This is a genomic window from Phormidesmis sp. 146-12, from assembly GCF_052939495.1.
The window spans coordinates 23,663-43,670 of the sequence record NZ_JBJPHS010000041.1; the positions used below are offsets into that span (position 1 = coordinate 23,663).

The 20,008-nt window shown below is 47.8% G+C and carries 17 protein-coding genes and 2 pseudogenes; 12 read left to right on the top strand and 7 right to left on the bottom strand.

Annotated elements, in window-relative coordinates; translation table 11 throughout:
* Positions 1-212 precede the first annotated feature (212 nt).
* The 5 genes from ACKFKF_RS17820 to ACKFKF_RS17840 all read left to right on the top strand — a co-directional run bounded on the left by ACKFKF_RS17820 (position 213) and on the right by ACKFKF_RS17840 (position 6,506).
* A complete protein-coding gene (locus tag ACKFKF_RS17820; RefSeq protein WP_446868914.1) occupies positions 213-1,010 on the top strand; it encodes an SDR family NAD(P)-dependent oxidoreductase in 798 nt (265 codons plus the stop codon).
* A 166-nt stretch (positions 1,011-1,176) separates the two neighbouring features.
* Positions 1,177-1,680: an N-acetyltransferase family protein gene (locus ACKFKF_RS17825; RefSeq protein ID WP_446868915.1), complete on the top strand. Its 504-nt coding sequence runs from the start codon at positions 1,177-1,179 to the stop codon at positions 1,678-1,680.
* A 235-nt stretch (positions 1,681-1,915) separates the two neighbouring features.
* Positions 1,916-4,045, top strand: a complete 2,130-nt coding sequence (locus ACKFKF_RS17830; RefSeq protein WP_446868916.1) for an amylo-alpha-1,6-glucosidase — start codon at positions 1,916-1,918, stop codon at positions 4,043-4,045.
* Positions 4,042-4,869, top strand: a complete 828-nt coding sequence (locus ACKFKF_RS17835; protein ID WP_446868917.1) for an MIP/aquaporin family protein — start codon at positions 4,042-4,044, stop codon at positions 4,867-4,869. Before ACKFKF_RS17830 ends, ACKFKF_RS17835 begins: the two co-directional genes overlap by 4 nt.
* 83 nt (positions 4,870-4,952) lie before the next feature.
* Positions 4,953-6,506: a GMC oxidoreductase gene (locus tag ACKFKF_RS17840; RefSeq protein ID WP_446868918.1), complete on the top strand. Its 1,554-nt coding sequence runs from the start codon at positions 4,953-4,955 to the stop codon at positions 6,504-6,506.
* 136 nt (positions 6,507-6,642) lie between these two features.
* Here the strand turns inward: ACKFKF_RS17840 and ACKFKF_RS17845 are convergent, their stop codons facing one another.
* Both ACKFKF_RS17845 and ACKFKF_RS17850 read right to left on the bottom strand, forming a co-directional pair.
* Positions 6,643-6,900, bottom strand: coding sequence for an alpha/beta fold hydrolase (locus tag ACKFKF_RS17845; RefSeq protein WP_446868949.1), 258 nt, complete (start codon positions 6,898-6,900; stop codon positions 6,643-6,645).
* A 7-nt stretch (positions 6,901-6,907) separates the two neighbouring features.
* Positions 6,908-8,107, bottom strand: a complete 1,200-nt coding sequence (locus tag ACKFKF_RS17850; RefSeq protein WP_446868919.1) for an IS1096 element passenger TnpR family protein — start codon at positions 8,105-8,107, stop codon at positions 6,908-6,910.
* Between the two features lie 116 nt (positions 8,108-8,223).
* On the opposite strand from ACKFKF_RS17850, the pseudogene ACKFKF_RS17855 reads away from it, so the two are divergent.
* Positions 8,224-11,235 (top strand): annotated as a pseudogene (locus ACKFKF_RS17855) (Tn3 family transposase).
* Here the strand turns inward: ACKFKF_RS17855 and ACKFKF_RS17860 are convergent.
* From ACKFKF_RS17860 to ACKFKF_RS17880, 5 genes and pseudogenes are all read right to left on the bottom strand, one after another.
* Positions 11,232-11,531, bottom strand: a complete 300-nt coding sequence (locus tag ACKFKF_RS17860; RefSeq protein ID WP_446868920.1) for an ISAzo13-like element transposase-related protein — start codon at positions 11,529-11,531, stop codon at positions 11,232-11,234. The pseudogene ACKFKF_RS17855 and the gene ACKFKF_RS17860 sit on opposite strands and share 4 nt — an antisense overlap.
* Before the next feature lie 17 nt (positions 11,532-11,548).
* Positions 11,549-12,034 (bottom strand): annotated as a pseudogene (locus tag ACKFKF_RS17865) (ISAzo13-like element transposase-related protein).
* Entirely contained in the window at positions 12,031-12,330 is a 300-nt protein-coding gene (locus tag ACKFKF_RS17870; RefSeq protein WP_446868921.1) for an ISAzo13-like element transposase-related protein, read from the bottom strand. Before ACKFKF_RS17870 ends, ACKFKF_RS17865 begins: the two are co-directional and overlap by 4 nt.
* Positions 12,299-12,538 (bottom strand): hypothetical protein, encoded by a 240-nt coding sequence (locus tag ACKFKF_RS17875; RefSeq protein WP_446868922.1) that lies wholly within the window; start codon positions 12,536-12,538, stop codon positions 12,299-12,301. The genes ACKFKF_RS17870 and ACKFKF_RS17875 overlap by 32 nt, the downstream gene beginning before the upstream one ends.
* A gap of 141 nt (positions 12,539-12,679) precedes the next feature.
* Positions 12,680-13,576, bottom strand: coding sequence for a LysR substrate-binding domain-containing protein (locus ACKFKF_RS17880; protein ID WP_446868923.1), 897 nt, complete (start codon positions 13,574-13,576; stop codon positions 12,680-12,682).
* Positions 13,577-13,855: 279 nt separating this feature from the next.
* Between ACKFKF_RS17880 and ACKFKF_RS17885 the strand changes: the two genes are divergently transcribed.
* From ACKFKF_RS17885 to egtD, 6 genes are all read left to right on the top strand, one after another.
* A complete protein-coding gene (locus tag ACKFKF_RS17885; RefSeq protein WP_446868924.1) occupies positions 13,856-14,728 on the top strand; it encodes an NAD(P)-dependent oxidoreductase in 873 nt (290 codons plus the stop codon).
* A gap of 154 nt (positions 14,729-14,882) precedes the next feature.
* A complete protein-coding gene (locus tag ACKFKF_RS17890) occupies positions 14,883-15,068 on the top strand; it encodes a hypothetical protein (protein WP_446868925.1) in 186 nt (61 codons plus the stop codon).
* Positions 15,069-15,086: 18 nt separating this feature from the next.
* Positions 15,087-15,548, top strand: a complete 462-nt coding sequence (locus ACKFKF_RS17895; RefSeq protein WP_446868950.1) for a DUF2808 domain-containing protein — start codon at positions 15,087-15,089, stop codon at positions 15,546-15,548.
* Positions 15,549-15,701: 153 nt separating this feature from the next.
* Positions 15,702-16,109: a peptide-methionine (R)-S-oxide reductase MsrB gene (gene msrB / locus ACKFKF_RS17900; RefSeq protein ID WP_446868926.1), complete on the top strand. Its 408-nt coding sequence runs from the start codon at positions 15,702-15,704 to the stop codon at positions 16,107-16,109.
* Positions 16,110-16,188: 79 nt separating this feature from the next.
* Entirely contained in the window at positions 16,189-18,894 is a 2,706-nt protein-coding gene (locus tag ACKFKF_RS17905) for an MGH1-like glycoside hydrolase domain-containing protein (RefSeq protein WP_446868927.1), read from the top strand.
* Between the two features lie 68 nt (positions 18,895-18,962).
* A complete protein-coding gene (gene egtD, locus ACKFKF_RS17910; RefSeq protein ID WP_446868928.1) occupies positions 18,963-19,988 on the top strand; it encodes an L-histidine N(alpha)-methyltransferase in 1,026 nt (341 codons plus the stop codon).
* Positions 19,989-20,008 lie beyond the last annotated feature (20 nt).

Below are 20,008 nucleotides of genomic sequence, written 5' to 3' on the forward strand. Positions count from 1 at the left end.
GAATTTTCCCTTATTTGTGCAGTGCAAGATAGGTTAACTCGCAAGTTTGGCTTTAACTTTACCTCTATCTTTACCCCTTAGTCAATGTAGATGTTGGAGACTGAGGCTACACACCATATCCTTGGCAACTGCTTAGTAGAATTGTGCAGATTTACCACACAGTTGCCATTCTTTTAGATCTGTTGAACTTATTCAATCATCGGGAAACACACATGGCACTCGAAGGAAAAGTTGTACTGGTGACGGGTAGCAGTCAAGGAATTGGTCAAGGAATTGTCCTGCGATTGGCTCAAGCGGGCGCGAATGTGGTGATCAATTATCGATCGCATCCAGAAGGAGCAGAGGAAACTCTGGCAAAAGTGCAAGCCATTGGGGGGAACTGCCACATGGCACAATGTTCTAATGCTCAGGGTCACACCATTCAGGCAGATTTGGGCAGTGTTCAAGAGGTGCGCCAACTGATTGCAGAAAGTATTGAGCATTTTGGCAAGCTAGATATTTTGGTCAATAATGCTGGAATTGAAGAACACGCGCCTTTCTGGGAGGTTTTGGAAGCAGACTACGATCGTGTGCTTAACGTCAACTTGAAAGGGGTTTTCTTTGCCACACAAGCCTTTGTTCAACATCTGATTAAGACGAAGCGCCCCGGGAAAATTATTAATATCAGTTCGGTTCATGAGGATCTGCCTTTCCCTAATTTTGCAGCTTACTGCATTAGTAAAGGTGGACTGAAAATGTTAACTCGTAACCTGGCAGTGGAGTTAGGTTCGTTAGGGATTACGATTAACAATGTGGCACCGGGTGCGATCGAAACCCCAATCAACACACAGCTACTTAACAATCCACAAAAGCTCAACGCTTTACTTAGCAACATTCCGCTAGGTCGCTTAGGTCAACCTCAAGATATTGCTGCGCTGGTTGCATTCTTGTCTTCTTCAGATGCTGATTACATCACAGGCAGCACGTTTTTTGTGGATGGTGGATTGCTCTGGAACTATCAAGAGCAATGAGATCGGGATCAAATAATCCTAATTTCCTGAACCTCAAGTTAGCGAGAGCTTTCCCATTTTGGATCACAGTACACGATCATCTACGATGTTCTGATAACGTGCTTCGAGCAATTTACTTTAAAATTAGTTTTGTCTCCCTTTCTAACTCTTCAGTTCAACGTAGTAAATGACTATTTCATTGAGAGAACGTCAAATGCTAATTAACTATCGACTGGCAGAGATCGCCGACCTTACCATGCTTCTAAAACTTGTCCAGGAGTTTCATGAACATGAAAACCTGCCGTTTGATGAGACTGTCGATCGCAATGTCCTAAAACGTTTTTTAACGGATGCCTCTCTAGGACAAGCGTGGCTGATTTACCAAGAGGATGAAGTGATTGGCTATATCATTCTGACGCTCGGTTACAGCCTGGAATATCGAGGGAGAGATGCCTTTATCGATGAATTTTATCTCCGACCCCGACACCGTGGAAAAGGAATTGGTACGCAGACGTTAGTATTTGTGGAAGAGACCTGCCAAGTTATAGGAGTCCGCGCACTTCATCTAGAAGCGGATTCTGAAAATCTTGACGCACAGCGTCTCTATGACAGAACTGGCTATCAACGCCATGATCGCGTTCTAATGACTAAGGACTTGACAACTTCTTTGACAACAACACAAGAATTCTAGAGACTAACCGTCTCGACGTTTCTCAATCTCAAAATTCACAACAACTCGCTTTGAGAAAGCAGTGTGAACCAGGGTTCAATGTTGGGAGCAAGCACAACGAGATTGATGCTTTCCTCGTCGCTCAAAAACTATCAGATAACCCTAGTTTCCTTAGTCTTATCTGCTTCGATGCAGATCCTGATATAACGGGTTGCCTATCTTAATTTTTAATTCTTCAATTTGAGAGAGATAAATTATGCCTGCAAAAGTTGCCGTTAACGCTGAACAAGTTGTAATCAGTGATGGTTCCTCCTTTCTGGTCACAGCCCGTGATGGTTCAATTGATGACGATCGCGCTCAAGGATTCTTTGTCCGCGATACTCGATTGATTTCGTACTATGAGATTTCGATCAATCGCATTCCACTCCAACTATTAGCATCCAGTAGCATCAGCCATCGCGTGGCGATCTACACATTCACTAATCCGGCGTTATTAACTGTTGATGAAACCTTGCCTCAAGGGCGTTTAATCATTGCAGTTCGGCGTGACATTCTGGGTGGAATGCACGAAGACGTTGACATCACAAATCATCATCACGATCGCGTCAACTTTCAGCTAATGCTAACGATAAGATCGGATTTTGCGGATATCTTTCAAGTCAAAGGAAAACGCCTATTAGCACGCGGTCAAGTCGAAACGGTGTGGAGAAATCATATACTGACGACGATGTATCAGAATGATACCTTTCGCAGAGGCATCATTGTTGCACCTGATGGCGATGGTACGCTGCCACACTACGCCAACGGTCGGCTATTTTTTGACATTACGCTCGATCCCGGTAAAACTTGGCACACCTGCGTCAACTTCACGGCGCTTGTGGATGGAGAAGTGCTAGAGCCGATGCACACCAGTGCTGACATTACGGTGACGAAAGCCGGACAAATCATGGCAAACTTTGTCGATACTGCAACACAGGCACAGTCTTCTAATGTTGAGGTAATGGCGACTTATCAGCAAGCATTAATGGATATGGGAGCATTGCGGATCGAAGTCGAAGACAACGGGCAAACCTTTTGGATGCCAGCCGCTGGAATTCCATGGTTTGTTGCAGTGTTTGGACGTGACTCCATCATTGCTAGTTTGCAAACAATGGCAGTGAACTATGAGTTTGGGCGCGGAACGTTAGTTAAGCTCGCTCAGTTACAGGCAACTCAGTCCGATGATTGGCGCGATGCTCAACCCGGTAAGATCCTGCATGAAATTCGACAAGGGGAACTCGCACACCTACATGAAGTTCCACACACGCCCTACTATGGTACTGTCGAAGCTACTATTCTTTGGATTATTACGCTAGCAGAAGCGTATTGTTGGAATGCTGATCTCAAGTTGCTTGAAACCTGTCGAGTTCCGCTAGAACGGGCGTTAGCCTGGATTGATCGCGATGGTGATTTTGACGGAGATGGGTTTGTTGAGTACCTGACCCGCTCTAAGAACGGTTTGCGGAATCAGGGGTGGAAGGATTCGGGAGACTCGATCGTAGATTCCGAAGGTTGTCAGGTTGATCCGCCGATCGCGCTCTGCGAAGTGCAAGGCTATGTTTATGATGCGTGGCAAAGAGCCGCTAAAATTTACGACATTTGGGGAGATTGCGATCGCGCCAAAACACTGCGTCAGAAAGCAAAAGATCTCTATCAGCGATTTAACGATCGCTTTTGGATGGAGGAAGAAGGGTTCTATTGCTTGGGTTTAGATAGCCAGAAACAGCAAATTCGATCGATCACTTCCAATCCAGGGCACTTGCTCTGGTCGGGAATTGTACCACCAGATCGCGCTCGTCGTTTGGTCGCACGCCTCTTTCAGCCTGATCTATGGTGTGGGTGGGGAATCCGCACGCTCTCAGAGCAGAATCCAGCTTACAACCCAATTAGTTATCAACTGGGCAGCGTTTGGCCCCACGACAATTCAATCATTGCGGCTGGATTGAAGCGGTATGGCTATGACCTAGAAGCCAATCGAATTGCTGAAGCGACCTTTGCAGCAGCGAGTTATTTTGAGTCTGGACGAATGCCAGAGCTATTTGCAGGAATTAAGCGCACGCCAGAAAGGTTCCCGGTTCCGTATCCAGATGCCAACATTCCGCAAGCTTGGGCAGCCGGATCAATTTTCTTACTCATTCGCACCCTGCTTGGACTGTCAGCAGATGCTCCTAACCACCAATTACGAGTGCAGCCTGTTCTTCCAGAATGGTTGCCAGATTTAACACTAAACCACTTGGTTGTGGGGACTGCCAAAGTGAATTTGCGATTTTGGCGAGTCGGAGATCAAACCCGTTGGGAAGTGAATCATCTGGATGGCAGGTTAGACGTTTACGAGGGAGCGTCATGAACATATTACGTCGCCACTATCCTGAATACTTGATGGAAGCCGCCTGTCTAGCCATTTTCATGCTAGCGGCTAGTCTAATGACTGTTTTGCTGGAATATCCCCCTTCTCAAGTTCGACAAGCCATTTCTGATCCGTTGTTACGCCGTTTGATCATTGGGATCACGATGGGAATGACCGCGATCGCAATCATCTATTCACCGTGGGGCAAGCAATCGGGGGCGCACATTAATCCGGTAATCACACTCACCTTCTTTCGCCTTGGCAAGATTGAGCCGTTCGACGCACTTTTCTACATTGTGGCGCAGTGCATTGGGGGCTTACTAGGCGTTCTAATCGCAGCAAAGCTTGTGAAAGATGCGATCGCTCATCCCAGCGTAAACTATGCCGTAACAATTCCAGGCTCCACCGGAATTGGAACAGCATTTTTAGCAGAACTGTTGATCTCGTTCGGCTTAATGTTGATGGTTTTAATTACGTCTAACCATCCAAAATTGTCCCGGTTTACAGGTATTTTTGCAGGAGTTCTAGTCGCGATTTACATTGCGATCGAGGCTCCTTTTTCTGGAATGAGCATGAATCCTGCTCGTACTTTAGCATCAGCGATTCCAGCACAAAATTGGACAGCGATCTGGATATACTTCACTGCGCCACTGTTGGGAATGCTGTTAGCTGCCGAACTCTATGTGCGACTGAATGGACGGAACGCTGTGCGCTGCGCCAAACTTCATCATCACAACTCTAAACGCTGTATTTTTCGCTGTGGCTATCGATCGCAATGGCCGGGTAACGAACCTCTACCGCACGATCTTCTGACTCTCGATTGAAGAGCGAGACCATAGCATCCTCTATCAACCTTAAAGATCTCTGAAAAGATCTCTGAGCCTGCTCAATAAACTAGGAGAATACGATGTCTGAGCATTATGACATTATCATTATTGGGACTGGAGCGGGCGGTGGAACACTTGCACATCGGTTAGCTGCTACAGGTCAGAAGATTTTGGTACTAGAGCGGGGTGGCTTTCTACCCCGAGAAAAAGAGAATTGGGACACCGTAGCCGTTGTGCAGCAAGACCGCTACCACACTTCCGAAGTATGGCGCGACAAAAACGGGCGTGAACTCCATCCCGGAGTCGGCTACTTTGTGGGTGGCAATACTAAAGTCTACGGAGGGGCACTGTTTCGCTGGCGGGAGCGGGATTTCGATCAAGTGATGCACAAAGGCGGCATCTCGCCCGAATGGTCGTTGAAGTATCGCGACTTTGAGCCATATTACACGCAGGCAGAGAAGCTCTATGAAGTTCACGGGTCACATGGCATTGATCCTACCGAACCCACAGCAAGCCAATCGTATCCTTATCCTCCTATTCAGCACGAACCTCGCATTCAAGAGATTCATAATGCGCTGAGAGGCAAGGGCTTAAATCCGTTCTACTTACCTTTAGCAATTAAGCTTAACGAAGTCGATCGTCATTTGAGTGCCTGTATTCGCTGTAATACCTGTGATGGATTTCCCTGCTTGGTCGATGCGAAAGCAGATGCCGATATCAATTGTGTGCGTTCAGCAGAGCAGTTTAGCAATGTCACGCTGATTACACAAGCAAAAGTAGAACGGTTACTGACAAGTGCATCGGGTCGAGAAATCACGGCAGTAGAAGCTGAAATTGATGGAAAAGTGCGTCAATTCTCTGGAAGTATTGTAGTAGTCGCTTGTGGTGCGATTAATTCCGCCGCATTGCTTCTGAGATCGGCAAACGATCGACATCCGAACGGACTCGCAAACCAGTCTGATCAAGTTGGACGTAATTTGATGAAGCACCAGAATGGAGCAATTATCGGCATTAGCCGGAAAGAAAATCCCACGATCTTTCAGAAGACGATGGCAATCAATGATTTCTACTGGGGCGAAGCAGGATTTAACTATCCGATGGGGCACGTGCAGCTTTTAGGTAAAGTTAATGGAGACATGATTGCAATGGAGTCTCCTACGATCGCGGGAGTTTCTTTTCAAGAGAAGCACACCTTTACCGCTTTAGCCAATCACTCAGTCGATTGGTGGCTGACGGCTGAAGATTTGCCTGATCCCAACAATCGGGTGCAGGTGAAAAACGGCGAGATCGAGCTTGACTATACCGAAAACAACACGGAAGCCTACGATCGTCTATTGCATCGCTGGATTGAGGTGTTAAAAACGATTGGCTGCGGCGATCGCATCATTCCCTGTTCGTTCTATTTCAAGAAGAAACTTCCTCTGCAAGGAGTCGCGCATCAATGTGGAACCTGTCGCTTTGGAGAAGACCCCGCAACGTCTGTTTTAGACTCCAATTGCCGCACTCATGATGTGGATAATTTGTACGTTGTTGATAGCAGTTTCTTTCGTTCTAGTGCAGCAGTTAATCCGACGCTGACTATCATTGCGAATGCACTTCGAGTTGGGGATCACTTAGTTGAGCGCCTGAAATAAAACCTCGAATTCGGGCTGTGCTCAAGAGGATTCGATCGCGGCTGACGACTCAAATAAGCGAGGCAGGTAACCTCTGCTTCACTAGCAAGATCTTTCGCTCGTCCGCTTCATTCAATGGCGACTATCAATTCAATATTCAAGACAAAAACTCTAAAACTAGCTGATTGAATTTTTGTGGATACTCGATTGGACTCCAATGACCACACTGCTCAAAAAGTTCTAGTTGAGTGTTCGGGATAATTTTGGCAGCATTTTGAGCATGGCTCACGGGAACCATTGGATCTTGCCTACCCCAAATGACTAGAGTGGGAGCAGGGGTCTGAGTAGTAACGGAACAGAAACTCCCGTTAAGGCTGGGGAGCCTGCTGTATATAGATTTTGGATTGAAGGTAATCTCTTGTTTATCGAACCTGCCTCAACAATCGATTCACAGCATCCAGGTCAAAGAACTCCGAGTCAAATTCACCACCAACCCAGTCCAACATCGCTTCATGGTCTGAATGATCCGGCTGTCGAATCGCTTCCAGAAACTCGGCATAGCCCCACACGCCACCGCAGTCCTCCGGTGGACAAGCCCGTTTACCGGTTAAACAAACCGGATAGCGAACCTGCGGGTCTGCGGACAGCACTTTCTCTACTAAAATCTCATGTTCCCAAGAATCGCCCATGTCATAGGTATAGAGGAACTTAAACTTCTCTCGAGTTATGATCTGGCTCAACTTTACCCGTTGTTCGTCTCTGACATCAAAATCATATTCTGGCATGGGCTGACCATACTCCATTTCCCCAATTGCAAACGTGTGGAGGTGGGAATTTGACCATCCCATTGCTTCCTGAATAATCTGATGTAATTTCCCCAGTGTTCTCTCACTGGCAACTTGCACCCGTCTCCAAATTGGCGGACGAACATCTTTAAGTGTAATTTTCAGTTGATAAATGGTCTGAGTTGTGGATTGTTTTCGAAGTGCCATAGTTGGTTGTTTAACTTGAGAATTAGGATGCAATTGTCGATGTCGTTTGACAATGTCATTAACGGTGGTTTTACTCAAGTGCAACGCCTGAGCAATGGTGCGATAGGAACTGCCCTGCTCCACCATTTGTAATACCTGAGGAGCCAATCGATCTGCTCTCACCCGTTGTCCTGCCTGCCTCCCTAACTTCTGTCCGCGTGCCCTAGCAGCAGCAATGCCAGACCGGACGCGCTCACGAACTAAATCTCGCTCAAACTCTGCTAGAGATGCCATCAAATTCGCAATCAACCGACCTTGGGACGTGTTTAAATCAAATTGAATGCCCGTCTGAGCAATGAGAGACACCCCCCAAGCGTGTAGTTCCTGTAACGTTTGAATGAGGTCAATCGTGCTGCGCCCCCAGCGAGTCATTTCAGTTACTAAAATTGCATCAATCTTGCGGGCTTGTGCCATCACCAAGACCTTCTGTCGTTCTACTCGATTCTGTTTCGTGCCCGCGGCGGTCTCCTTCCAAATTCCTACAACTTGATAGCTTGCTTTGGCAGCATATTCCAACAAATCCCGCTCTTGTCGTTCACAGGATTGATCCGTCGTCGAAACCCGACAATAGATGGCAATTTGTTGTACCAATTAAACCCTCTGGAAAATTGAGGCTTCAAAGCCATACTGGGTGGTTCAGATCTAGTGTACCAAATAGCCTATACTCTATTCGGTACAGACAAGCGATTGAGTTTGGGAGAAGCTGAATGCCGGTTAGTTTTTTAACGGAGGCGCAGCGGCAGCGCTACGGATGCTATGCAGGTGAACCAACGTCGGAACAACTTGCTCTCTACTTTCATCTGGAGGACACAGATCGATCCCTGGTCATCAGGTGTCGAGGTCAGCATCACCGGCTTGGCTTTGCTGTGCAACTTTGTTCGGTGCGGTTTCTGGGAACATTTCTAGCAAATCCGATTGATGTTCCAAGCGGTGTCATTTCTCATCTTGCGAACCAATTGCAGATCAGCAATCCAGCCTGCTTATCACGTTATTTAGAACGTTCAAACACTCACTGGGAGCATGCCCAAGAGATTCGGCAACACGGTGGTTACCGAGAATTTAGTGACCAGCCCGAACGCTGGCGATTTATCCGCTGGCTTTATGGAAGAGCTTGGGTTGGGACAGAAGCTCCCAGCGTTTTGTTTGACCTGGCAACCGCTCAGTTGGTGGAGCAGAAGCTGCTTTTGCCAGGGGTGACCGTTTTAGAGCGGTTGGTGTCTAGTGTGCGAGAGCGAGTCGCCAATCGAGCCTGGTGCCAATTAGCACGGATCCCCAATGCCAAGCAGCAAAGTCGCTTAGAAGCATTGCTGCTCGCGAATGATAAGACTCGACAAACGCCCTTAGACCGCCTGCGTCGCTCCCCGGCTCGTTGGAGTGCTCCAGCGTTGGTGGATGCCTTGAATCGGTTGAGCCAGGTGCGTGAGTTAGAAGTCAGCCATCTCAATTTTTCTAGAATCCCACCGAGTCGCTTGAAAGCACTCTCACGCACAGCGTTGACCGTGCGGGCACAAGCTATCGCTCGGATGCCCGTTGAACGTCGCATTGCCACCCTATTGGCATTTGCTCATGAAATGGAAGCCATTGCCCAAGATGACATCCTGGATATGCTGGAGTTACTGGTCAAAGAGTTACTGGCAAAATCAGCACGGGATGGGAAGAAGGAGCGCCTCCGGACACTCAAAGACCTGGATGCGGCTGCTTTACAACTCGGTGAAGCTTGCACGATCTTGCTCAATTTAGATGAGGCAGAGGGAACTGTCCGAGAAGCGATTTTCACCCGCATACCTCAAGCAAAGCTGGCGGAAGCGGTTGCACTGGTAGAGGCACTGGCACGCCCACCGGAAGATCAGTATTATCCTGAGGTCATGGCACGGTGGCGACAGGTGCGGTTGTTTTTACCGCTATTGCTGAAAACCATTGATTTCCAAGCCAACAAGGCGGGGCAATCCATTCTGTCAGCGATTCAGTTTCTGAAATCAATTGAAGGGAAGCACAAACCGAATCTGAAGGCTGCACCGTTGAACATTGTCAGCAAAGGATGGGCGCGTTGGGTTGTCCTACCGACTGGAGAAATTGACCGTTGTGCCTACACATTCTGAGTTTTAGAACAGTTGATGGAAGGAGTGACTCGACGAGATTTATTTGTCATTCCCAGTGTGCGCTGGAGTAATCCTCATGCCAAACTCTTACAGGGAGAAGCCTGGGAAACAGCTCGTGCTCAGGTTTGCCGGACGCTGAATTTAGAAGCAACACCACAACCTGAGTTACAGAAGCTAGAACAGCAGTTGCATGAGGCATATCAAAGAACAGCTAACAACCTTCCTACTAATGCAGCCATCCGAATCGAGCGTGAGAAGGGACGAGATACTCTGTCCATTCGCAACCTAGACAAGTTGGAAGAGTCAGATCATTTGCTTGCCCTGAGACACCAGGTTACAGCGCTGCTTCCCTACGTAGATTTGCCAGAAGCGATTTTGGAAATCCATGCCAAGACTCAATTTTTGACTGAGTTTACCCATGTTAACGATGAGAGCATTCGAGCCGCAGATTTACCCATGAGTTTGTGTGCAGCGCTCATTGCCTCTGCTTGCAACATTGGGCTGCGTCCAGTGGTTCGTCAAGAGATTCCAGCCTTAGCCCGTCACCATTTGAACTGGGTACAACAGCATTACATCCGGGCTGAAACCCTCGCTGCCGCGAACGCCCGACTTGTGGATGCTCAACCTCAAATTCCCCTGGCACAGGCCTGGGGAGGAGGAGACGTGGCTTCTGCGGATGGGATTCGATTTGTAGTGCCAGTCCGGACGCTGAATGCAGGTTCCAATAGCAAGTACTTCGGCAGAGGTCGAGGCATTACCTATTACAACTTCACTTCTGACCAGTTCACAGGCTTTCATGGGTTGGTGGTTCCGGGAACATTGCGGGATTCTTTGGTGGTGCTGATGGGATTATTGGAGCAACGCACCAGTCTACGTCCCAGAGAAATTATGACGGACACTTCTGGCTATAGTGATATCGTCTTTGGGCTATTTTGGCTGTTAGGTTACCAGTTCAGTCCTCGGCTTGCTGATGCAGGAGAAGCTAGATTTTGGCGCTTGGATCGAGAGGCTGATTATGGAGTCCTCAATGGCTTGGCACGGCAGCGGGTCAAGACAGAGTTAATTGAGGCTTCTTGGGATGACATGCTACGGCTAGCAGGGTCACTCAAGTTGGGCACTGTCAGCGCTTTGGAAATTATGCGAGTGCTGCAACGAGGTGGCAAACCGTCTACGCTGGGCAAAGCCATTGGCGATCTCGGACGGATAGCAAAGACGTTATATTTGCTGCACTACGTCGATGATGAGTCGTATCGTCGCCGGATTTTGACCCAACTGAATCGGGGAGAGGGGCGGCATAATCTTGCTAGAACCATCTGCTACGGGCAGAAGGGTGAAATTCGCCAGCGTTATCGGGAAGGGCAGGAAGACCAACTCAACACGTTAGGGCTGGTTGTGAATGTTTTGGTGCTATGGAATACCTTCTATATGAATGCCGCATTACAGCATTTACAAGCGCAAGGGTTGGAGATCAATCTAGAAGACGTAGCGAGGCTGTCACCCTTGGCACATACTCATATCAATGTGCTGGGACGTTATCAGTTCGATGTATCTGAAGCAATTCAACAAGGAGGAAGTCGTCCACTCCGTAATCCCGGTGATCCGAAAGAGTATGACTATTAGAATGTCTTTCTGACAAGGGTTTCAGCCTTAACGGGAGTTTCTGTTTCGTTACTACTCAGACCCCTGACATCCCATTTGGGCAAGGTTTCAGAGCGTTGCCAGAATGGAAGGTAGGATGCTTCTAGTTCTGAAAGCGGAACTTTAACTCCTTTGTCGTAGAGGGTATCCAGTAGATGAACTATCGGAGCAATTCCCTTCCAGGTCATGTTACTTGCCCAACGGATTGCCGCATCGATTGAGTCGAGTACCGTCCCATTCCAATAGTTCTCAAGTGCCGCCCAACACCGTTCACGCACCTTCGGTGAGGCGAAGCCTACGGATTGTACTTGCTATGATACGGCGGACAGTAAACGAGGTGGATCTTCAAGTGCGTCATTTGAGCAAATTCCACGATGCGCTTGATGAACTGGGTACGGTGACTGCGAGTCGCAGAACCGCCATCTAAGTCAATGGTGAGTTCGTCGAGATGAGGGTATTCGGCTTGATGAACACGCTACCCATCACTCAAGCAGTCCACGATGAAATCACTGGTCTCGGCAAATTGCCCCAAGTCGATCGATAACTTGTCTGTTTCAGTATTGAGAATGCCCAAGGGAACCAGAACCGCACTCCATTCTCTATCAGGGTCATCCGCTTGCACGGGTTCAATTCCTCGGTCTTTGCCACCGCGAGAGGTGCCAATCTTCACTTTCGCGTTGCTATCGATAGACAGTCGCAAGGTTTTGGGATGCTCGTCTGCCGATTGGTTGGCGGCAAACACGTTCTCGAAGATCGCATCGGTTTCGGGAATCTTTTTCAAGGGTTTGGTTTTTTGTGTTTTTTTAAGCGGTATCCCATCCGATTGAGAATTGCACCGATAGTTTGACGATTCGGTAATTGAGCTTCCCCATAGCTTTTCTCATTCATCAACGCTTCTCGGACTGCTCTTGCACTGATCCGGGCATAAGCAAACGTCGATTGAAACTTGGGGTCGGCTTGCGTGTATCGTTCCACTAGCGAACGAATATCGGCTTCGAGATTAGGCAACTTCTCCTCACTTTTATGTCGTCCACGGGCGCGATAGTCATCCACACACCATCCCAGTCCGACGCTCATGCAGTCCGAGTTGCACACTATGCCGATTCCAGCCAAACATCGTTTCCGCTTTGCGGGCTGAACCGTCTAAGTAGTCTTGCGTCACCTTCGCGATGAAGTCTCGCTTGCGGCTACCGCTTAACTTTTGGGCTGCATCTTTGAGCGTTGCTTGAATCACTTCTGTCAACATCAATGCTGGTGATTCTAGCCTAGGGGACTGAGGCTGCATCTAGGTAACTCCTCTCATCCTCTCTAGAATGACTGGGATTCTATTTCTTGGCAAGTCCCTAACCTCCGCTTCACTACCCAGATCTTTCACCTATCTGCTTCGACGACGCTGGCAGCAACAACCGAATTGATCGACGCGCACTTAGCCCGAAATAAATTGCTTGAGAAAATCAATGAAAACTCGAACTTTGAGCGGAACATAAGCACGGGAGGGATAAACCAGCCAAGCAGCAGTACAAAACTCTGTCGCCGTCACAGCATAACTGGCAAAAACATCGACAAGCCTACCGTCTCGTAAGTCGTCTTCAATCAACCAGTTGGGGAGTAATGCCAATCCCATCCCTGCAATTGCACAGTGCTGAAGCGCGATCGCATTCGAGATAATCGTGTGCCCTTGAACAAAAACCTCGGTTTCTTCTTGATCGCGATTTTTGAATCTCCATCTCGATCGAAATCCTGCTAGTGGGAACAGCAAACAGGTATGGTTCTCGATATCGCTAGGGATTTTTGGGTGTCCTTTTTGGTTAAGATACTGCGGACTCGCACAGACAAAATAACGAGTTTGCATCAGTTGTTGGGCGATTAATGTCGAGTCTGTCAATAATCCGAGCCGGATAGCAAGGTCAATACGTTCTGTGAATAAATCGACAGTCGTATCGGTTAGAAATAGATCGACCGTGAGATCGGGATACCTCGATTTGAAGTCAGGCAGTAACGGGACAATGCGCTTCAGCCCAAAGGAAACGGAGGCTGTAATCCGCAATGTGCCCTTCGGTTGTCCAGATATATCAGCCGCAACATCGATCGCCTGCTGCATCTCATCGACCAACGGTTCAATTCTCTGAAAATACGCCATCCCCGCTTCTGTGGGCGATAGCTGTCGGGTTGTGCGCTGGAGCAGACGAATCCCTAGCTCTTCTTCTAAACCTGCGATCGCGCGTGATACGGATGAAGGATCAACATTTCGCTCTCGCGCCACAGCCGCAAAGCTACCTTGCTTCACAACATCCACAAAGGTTTGCAGGACAGATAATTCCATAACTGAGTGCCGAGGTTGAATCGATGAATTGCTGCATTATAAGCATTAATCTCTAAAATTTGCTGGATTCCATAAATTTTACGCATGAATTATGAAGTATTCGTGCAAATATTACATGAGAGAAGTTCAGAATTTTGTATTTATTGTTGATTCAGCAATGCCTATAGTGAGGTCATCTCGAAAGTTAAGTTACATCTCGTCTGACTCATCAGTGTAGTGAACGGTGCAGGATTTTTTCTTGCACTCAATGGATCGATTAATTTAGGGAGATATCTCAAAATGAGCATGAAAACAGTTGCGGTTATTGGTCTAGGTGCGATGGGTTCGAGGCTGGCTCATAACCTTCTCAATGCAGGTTACTCAGTAGTTGTACATAACCGCACAATCGAAAAAGCGCAGCCGTTAGTCGATATCGGGGCAACTTTTGCGACAACTCCCCGTGCTGCGGCTGAGCAAAGCGATGTGGTGGTTAGTATGGTGACGGACAACGAGATCTCGCGCCAAGTCTGGCTTGCTGCTGAAACAGGTGCAATCTTGGGATTAACGCCCAATAAAATTGCGATCGAGATGAGCACATTAACGGTGGATTGGGTTAGAGAATTGGGTGCAGCCATTGCCCAGAGTGGAGCAGGTTTTCTTGATGCACCTGTGATTGGTTCTCGCCCTCAAGCAGAGATTGGAAAGCTGATTTCGCTAGTGGGTGGACAAGCGGAAACCTTAACGCAGGTAGGATCTACTTTAACGGCGGCTGGAGTGGCAACGACTCATCACGTTGGATCTGTTGGTCAAGGCATGACGATGAAACTAGCGGTTAATGCTCTCTTTGGCATTCAAGTCGCAGCTTTAGCAGAACTGTTAGGGATGTTATCTAAAGATGGCATCCGTTCAGAAAAAGCGATGGAATGCTTGGGAGATTTGCCTGTTCTCAGTCTGGCAGCTAAAGGAGCCGGAAGTTTGATGGTGTCTCAAAATCATGTGCCGCTATTTCCAATCAATCTGGTCGAGAAAGATTTTCGCTACGTGACTCAAACGGCTCAAAGTTTGGAGGCAACGATCCCAACTGCCGCTGCTGTGAGGGATATTTACCGAACTGCGATCGCTCAAGGTCATGGCAGTGAAAATATTACAGGCGTTGTTCAGCTTTTTGTCTAAATCTCTCGCTCTCAGCAGATTTTTAGCTAGCTCTTATGGAAAAAACGCCTTACCGTTCAGGGGTATCTCATTTAGCCAGCCTTTAATGATAGTTAAGTTCAAAGTTTCTCAAGTCAGAAACCAGAGCGAACAACTAACACCGAGGAGATTGATCATGAAATTCCATACATTCATCGCAAGTGCCGCTCTTACCGTTGCCACGATCGCTAGCGCCCACTCTCCTGCGCTCTCCCAAGATTTCAAGAATCCTACTCATCCCAGGCTGTTTGAAGTCGGGACTGCTCAAACCCAGCCTCAAGCCGTTCAACCCGCAGTAAACGTGTCTCAGGCGGCAACTTAGACCGCTCAGATTAAGTCCATCGCTAGACAAACCTTCTTCTCGGCTGCTCCTCGCTTAACTTGGTCATCGACCTCGCAACAATCAGCCAGCACCCCGTCCACCTACCAATTCACAGTCTCACTGCCCGCAGATGCTGGACAACCGCTCAAAGCCATTACGATCGCTCAAGCTGAGAATCTAGAAACGATTCGATTTGATGTGAGCAACAGTAAGGCATCTACAGGAAATCACTACACTGCCAAGTCTGCGATTGCACTTGCAAGTGTTGGTGGACAACCTGAAAATTCTAAAGCCGTGACGATCGTCTTTGATCAGCCTGTACAACCGGGTAGCACAGTCACTGTTGCACTAGAAGCAAAATCAAATCCACAATTCGGTGGTATTTACGAATTTGGTGTGACTGCGTTTCCAGAAGGAGAAAACGGATTGGGGCAGTTTTTGGGCTTCGGTCGCCTCAGTTTCTATGGGGGCGAGGGCTAGAAGTTGTAACTTGGGCGATTCTGATGTTTCCCACTGGGATTGCTCAACTTTACTGCAACCATCACGATGAAGAGACAATATTTTCTACTAGCTGGAGTCGCAGCACTTAGCTCAGTTAGTTTATCCGGTTATTCACTTGGAGAAACAGAAAACATGACGACATCTAAAGAAGCGTTTGAGGTGATTAAACCTGAAAACGAGTGGCGCGAGATTTTGACCCCTGCTCAATTTCGGGTACTCCGGAAGCATGGAACCGAGCGGGCAGGTAGCAGTCCATTGGATAAGCAGTATGATGCTGGAACCTACGGTTGTGCGGGCTGTGATTTACCTCTGTTTGCCTCATCCACCAAGTTCGACAGTGGAACAGGCTGGCCCAGTTTCTATGCTGCAATTGAGGGAGCGATCGGAACAACTACGGATCGATCGCTGTTTATCGCCCGGACTGAAGTTCATTGCCGCCGCTGCGGGGGACATCTAGGACACGTCTTCAAAGATGGGCCTGCTCCAACCGGAAAACGATACTGCATGAACGGCGTTTCCCTCAAGTTTATTCCAGCTTAATGCGATCGTGGTTGCTCATTTCTCAGCAACTTCTCATTCCGTCCTCAGCCTTTTATTAGCTTCACGGTTGATACTCCAAATGGGAACCTATTTTCTTGCAGGGAGTACGACAACAATGGCCAGTACAGAAGCACAGCGACTGCAAGAAGCATCGACTCGTCAGGCACACTGGCGCAGATGGGGTCCGTATCTAAGCGATCGACAATGGGGAACGGTGCGCGAAGACTATAGCCCTCATGGGACAGCCTGGGACTACTTCACTCACGATCAAGCGCGATCGCGTGCCTATCGCTGGGGCGAAGATGGATTGTTCGGCATTTCGGATAACCACCAACGACTGTGTTTTGCGATCGCGCTTTGGAACGGCGAAGATCCAATTCTCAAAGAGCGATTGTTTGGACTCAACGGTAGTGAAGGCAATCATGGAGAAGATGTCAAAGAGTATTACTTCTATCTAGACAATACTCCGACTCATTCCTACATGAAAGCACTCTATAAATATCCGCATCAAGCATTTCCCTACGCTCAATTAGTTGAAGAGAACCGTCGCAGAAATCGCCAAGAGCCAGAGTTTGAACTGCTAGAGACGGGTGTATTTGAGCAAGATCGTTACTTTGATGTGTTGATCGAGTATGCAAAGCACTCTGCTGAGGATGTTCTGATTCAAATTACGATTACGAATCGTGGGGCAGAAGCAAAATCGCTGCGTATTTTGCCGACACTATGGTTTAGGAATACGTGGTCTTGGAATGGCGTGACGGATAAACCCATCTTGCATGCGCAAACAGACAATGGCGCGAATGTGATTGAAGCAAGTCACCCGACGTTAGGAAAACGATGGCTCTATGTGCAGGGAAATCCTGAGCTTTTATTTACTGAGAATGAGACGAACTGCGATCGCATCTTCGGATGTCCTAATCCTTCGCCCTATGTGAAAGACAGCATTCATGAATATGTGATGCAGGGGCGCAAAGAAGCTGTCAATCCGGAGCAAACGGGTACCAAAGCAGCCGCTCATTATCAGTTCACGATCGAGGCTGGAGCAACTAAAACGATTCAATTGAGATTGAGTGATCTGCCCAATTTGATAGAGCCATTTGGTCGGGAATTCAGCACTTCATTTCTAGCAAGACAACAAGAAGCGAACGATTTCTATCAGCATCTTGTTCCTTCCACATTAAGTAAAGACTTGCAAACTATACAACGACAAGCCTTTGCTGGAATGCTCTGGAGCAAGCAGTTTTATCATTACATTGTGGGGGATTGGTTGAAAGGCGATTCTCATGCACCGCCGCGAGATCGCAAACAGGGAAGAAATCACGAATGGTTTCATTTCTACACCGATGACATCCTCTCAATGCCTGATAAGTGGGAGTATCCCTGGTTTGCCGCCTGGGATTTGGCGTTTCACTGCATTCCGCTAGCGATGCTTGATCCCGACTTTGCGAAGTATCAGCTTGATGTGCTAACGCGGGAATGGTACATGCACCCAAATGGACAAATCCCAGCTTACGAGTGGGCATTTGGCGATGTGAATCCGCCCGTTCATGCCTGGGCAACTTGGCGCATCTACAAACTTGAGCAAGAGATGTATGGACATAGCGATCGACAATTTCTCGAACGAGTGTTTCAAAAACTGATGCTCAATTTTACCTGGTGGGTTAATCGCAAAGATGTTGAAGGTAAAAATGTGTTTCAGGGTGGCTTCTTAGGACTCGATAACATTGGAGTATTCGATCGCAGTGCAATGCTCCCAACAGGTGGACACATTGATCAATCGGATGGCACTAGTTGGATGGGAATGTACTGTCTCAATATGTTAACGATCGCACTGGAGCTTGCCAAAACAAATCCCGTCTACGAAGATATTGCTACGAAGTTTTTTGAACACTATCTCTACATTGCTGATGCAATGAATCACATTGGCGATCGGGATGTCTCCCTCTGGAGCCAGGAAGATGGCTTCTATTACGATGTGCTGCACTTACCGGACGATCGCCAGATTGCCTTAAAAGTGCGATCGATGGTCGGATTGATTCCCCTATTTGCCGTAGCCATCTTGGAACCCCAAACGCTCGAACAACTCCCGAATTTTAAGAAGCGCCTGGAATGGTTTATCCAGAATCGTCCTGACCTTAAACGTAATGTTGCTTGTATGGAAACAACCGGGATGAAAGCGCGGCGATTATTCGCGATCGTTTCTCAAGACAAGCTCCAGAGCATTCTGCAAACAATGCTCAATGAAACTGAATTTCTGAGTGATTACGGCATTCGGGCAATTTCTAAACATCATGCTCAACACCCCTATATTTTTGATGCGAATGGTACTCAGTTTCGAGTCGATTATGAACCGGCTGAGTCTAGTAGTGGTCTATTCGGCGGCAATTCTAACTGGCGAGGTCCAATTTGGTTTCCGGTCAATTTTCTCCTCATTGAATCGCTCCAAACATTTCACCGCTACTTGGGAAATGATTTTAAGGTTGAGTGTCCGACGGGTTCTGGTCAACTGCTGAATCTACAAGAAGCCGCAGCAGAATTGTCACAGCGACTGATCCGAATCTTCCTTAGAAATGAGGCGGGTCAGCGTCCAGTTTATGGCGGAACTCAAGTCTTCCAAAACAATCCCCACTGGCAAGATTTGATTTTGTTCTACGAATACTTTCAGGGTGACAACGGCGCAGGAATCGGTGCCAGTCATCAAACGGGATGGACGGGTCTAGTTGCAATTTTGATCCAGCAATTTGGCGAATTTGAGCAACCAGAATTGCGGCAAGATACAGCCTAGATCGTGTTCGCCTCCGCTCAACAAGCAGATCTCGATTCTCTCATACAATATTGTCTCAAAATTACAGTATGGAAATTTTCCAAGTTAGGAGCGAGCAACAAGCCGATCGGTTGCGCTGGATTACTTTGAGTGCAGCAACCGAATTTGCGATCTCTGGGCACGATGTCATTCAAGGACTGACCCACGCTCAAAAAACGCTGCCCTGCCAATATCTGTACGACGATCGCGGTTCTGCACTCTTTGAGCAAATTTGCGATCTGCCAGAGTACTATCCCACCCGAACTGAGCAAGCCATTTTAGAAGCTTGTGCGTCAGAAGTTGCTCAATTGACTGGCGCTTGCGAATTAGTAGAATTGGGCAGCGGCAGTTCACGTAAGACTCGATTGCTGCTAGATGCCTATCAACCGCTCACTGAACTACACTACTGCCCGATTGATGTCAGTGCAGGCATCCTTAAAAGCACAGCATTAAACTTGCTCACTCAGTATCCCACTTTACGACTGTGCGGCTTCGCTGGAACTTACGAACAAGCATTGGCAAAACTTCCGCCCCCTGCATTGAAAAACCGAATGCTGATTTTTCTGGGCAGTACATTGGGAAACTTGGATGAGCAGACGCGCCATCAATTTTTGGCTCAAGTTCAACAAGCACTGCAACCTGGAGAATTCTTCTTACTGGGGGTTGATCTGCAAAAGCCGATTGACATTGTTGAAGCGGCTTACAACGATGCTCAAAAAATCACAGCGGCATTCAATCTCAATATCCTGCAACATCTCAATCAGCGTTTTCAGGGAAACTTTGTTCTCAATCAATTTAGGCATCTGGCATTTTATAATTCTGCGGATCATCACATTGAAATGCACTTGAAGAGTTTGATTGCCCAAACCATTGAACTAAAAAACCTAGACTATCAGATCACACTTCAAGCAGGGGAAACGATTCGCACAGAAATCTCCCGCAAATTCAATCTGTCAGCCCTTGCGGTTGAACTTGAGAAACAATTGCTGCAACCGCTGCAAATTTGGACTGATTCACAGGCGTGGTTTGGATTACTGCTGTGTCAGCGCCAGTGCAGCCCTGGAGACTGCCCATAATTTGGTTTCTGAGAGATTGC

Coding starts and splice junctions, on each gene's coding strand:
- ACKFKF_RS17885 (WP_446868924.1), top strand. CDS start 13,856: ATGAGCATGAAAACAGTTGCGGTTATTGGTCTAGGTGCGATGGGTTCG.
- ACKFKF_RS17890 (WP_446868925.1), top strand. CDS start 14,883: ATGAAATTCCATACATTCATCGCAAGTGCCGCTCTTACCGTTGCCACG.
- ACKFKF_RS17905 (WP_446868927.1), top strand. CDS start 16,189: ATGGGAACCTATTTTCTTGCAGGGAGTACGACAACAATGGCCAGTACA.
- ACKFKF_RS17870 (WP_446868921.1), bottom strand. CDS start 12,330: ATGAGCGTCGGACTGGGATGGTGTGTGGATGACTATCGCGCCCGTGGA.
- ACKFKF_RS17835 (WP_446868917.1), top strand. CDS start 4,042: ATGAACATATTACGTCGCCACTATCCTGAATACTTGATGGAAGCCGCC.
- ACKFKF_RS17830 (WP_446868916.1), top strand. CDS start 1,916: ATGCCTGCAAAAGTTGCCGTTAACGCTGAACAAGTTGTAATCAGTGAT.
- ACKFKF_RS17880 (WP_446868923.1), bottom strand. CDS start 13,576: ATGGAATTATCTGTCCTGCAAACCTTTGTGGATGTTGTGAAGCAAGGT.
- ACKFKF_RS17820 (WP_446868914.1), top strand. CDS start 213: ATGGCACTCGAAGGAAAAGTTGTACTGGTGACGGGTAGCAGTCAAGGA.
- ACKFKF_RS17825 (WP_446868915.1), top strand. CDS start 1,177: ATGACTATTTCATTGAGAGAACGTCAAATGCTAATTAACTATCGACTG.
- ACKFKF_RS17875 (WP_446868922.1), bottom strand. CDS start 12,538: ATGCAGCCTCAGTCCCCTAGGCTAGAATCACCAGCATTGATGTTGACA.
- egtD (WP_446868928.1), top strand. CDS start 18,963: ATGGAAATTTTCCAAGTTAGGAGCGAGCAACAAGCCGATCGGTTGCGC.
- msrB (WP_446868926.1), top strand. CDS start 15,702: ATGACGACATCTAAAGAAGCGTTTGAGGTGATTAAACCTGAAAACGAG.
- ACKFKF_RS17840 (WP_446868918.1), top strand. CDS start 4,953: ATGTCTGAGCATTATGACATTATCATTATTGGGACTGGAGCGGGCGGT.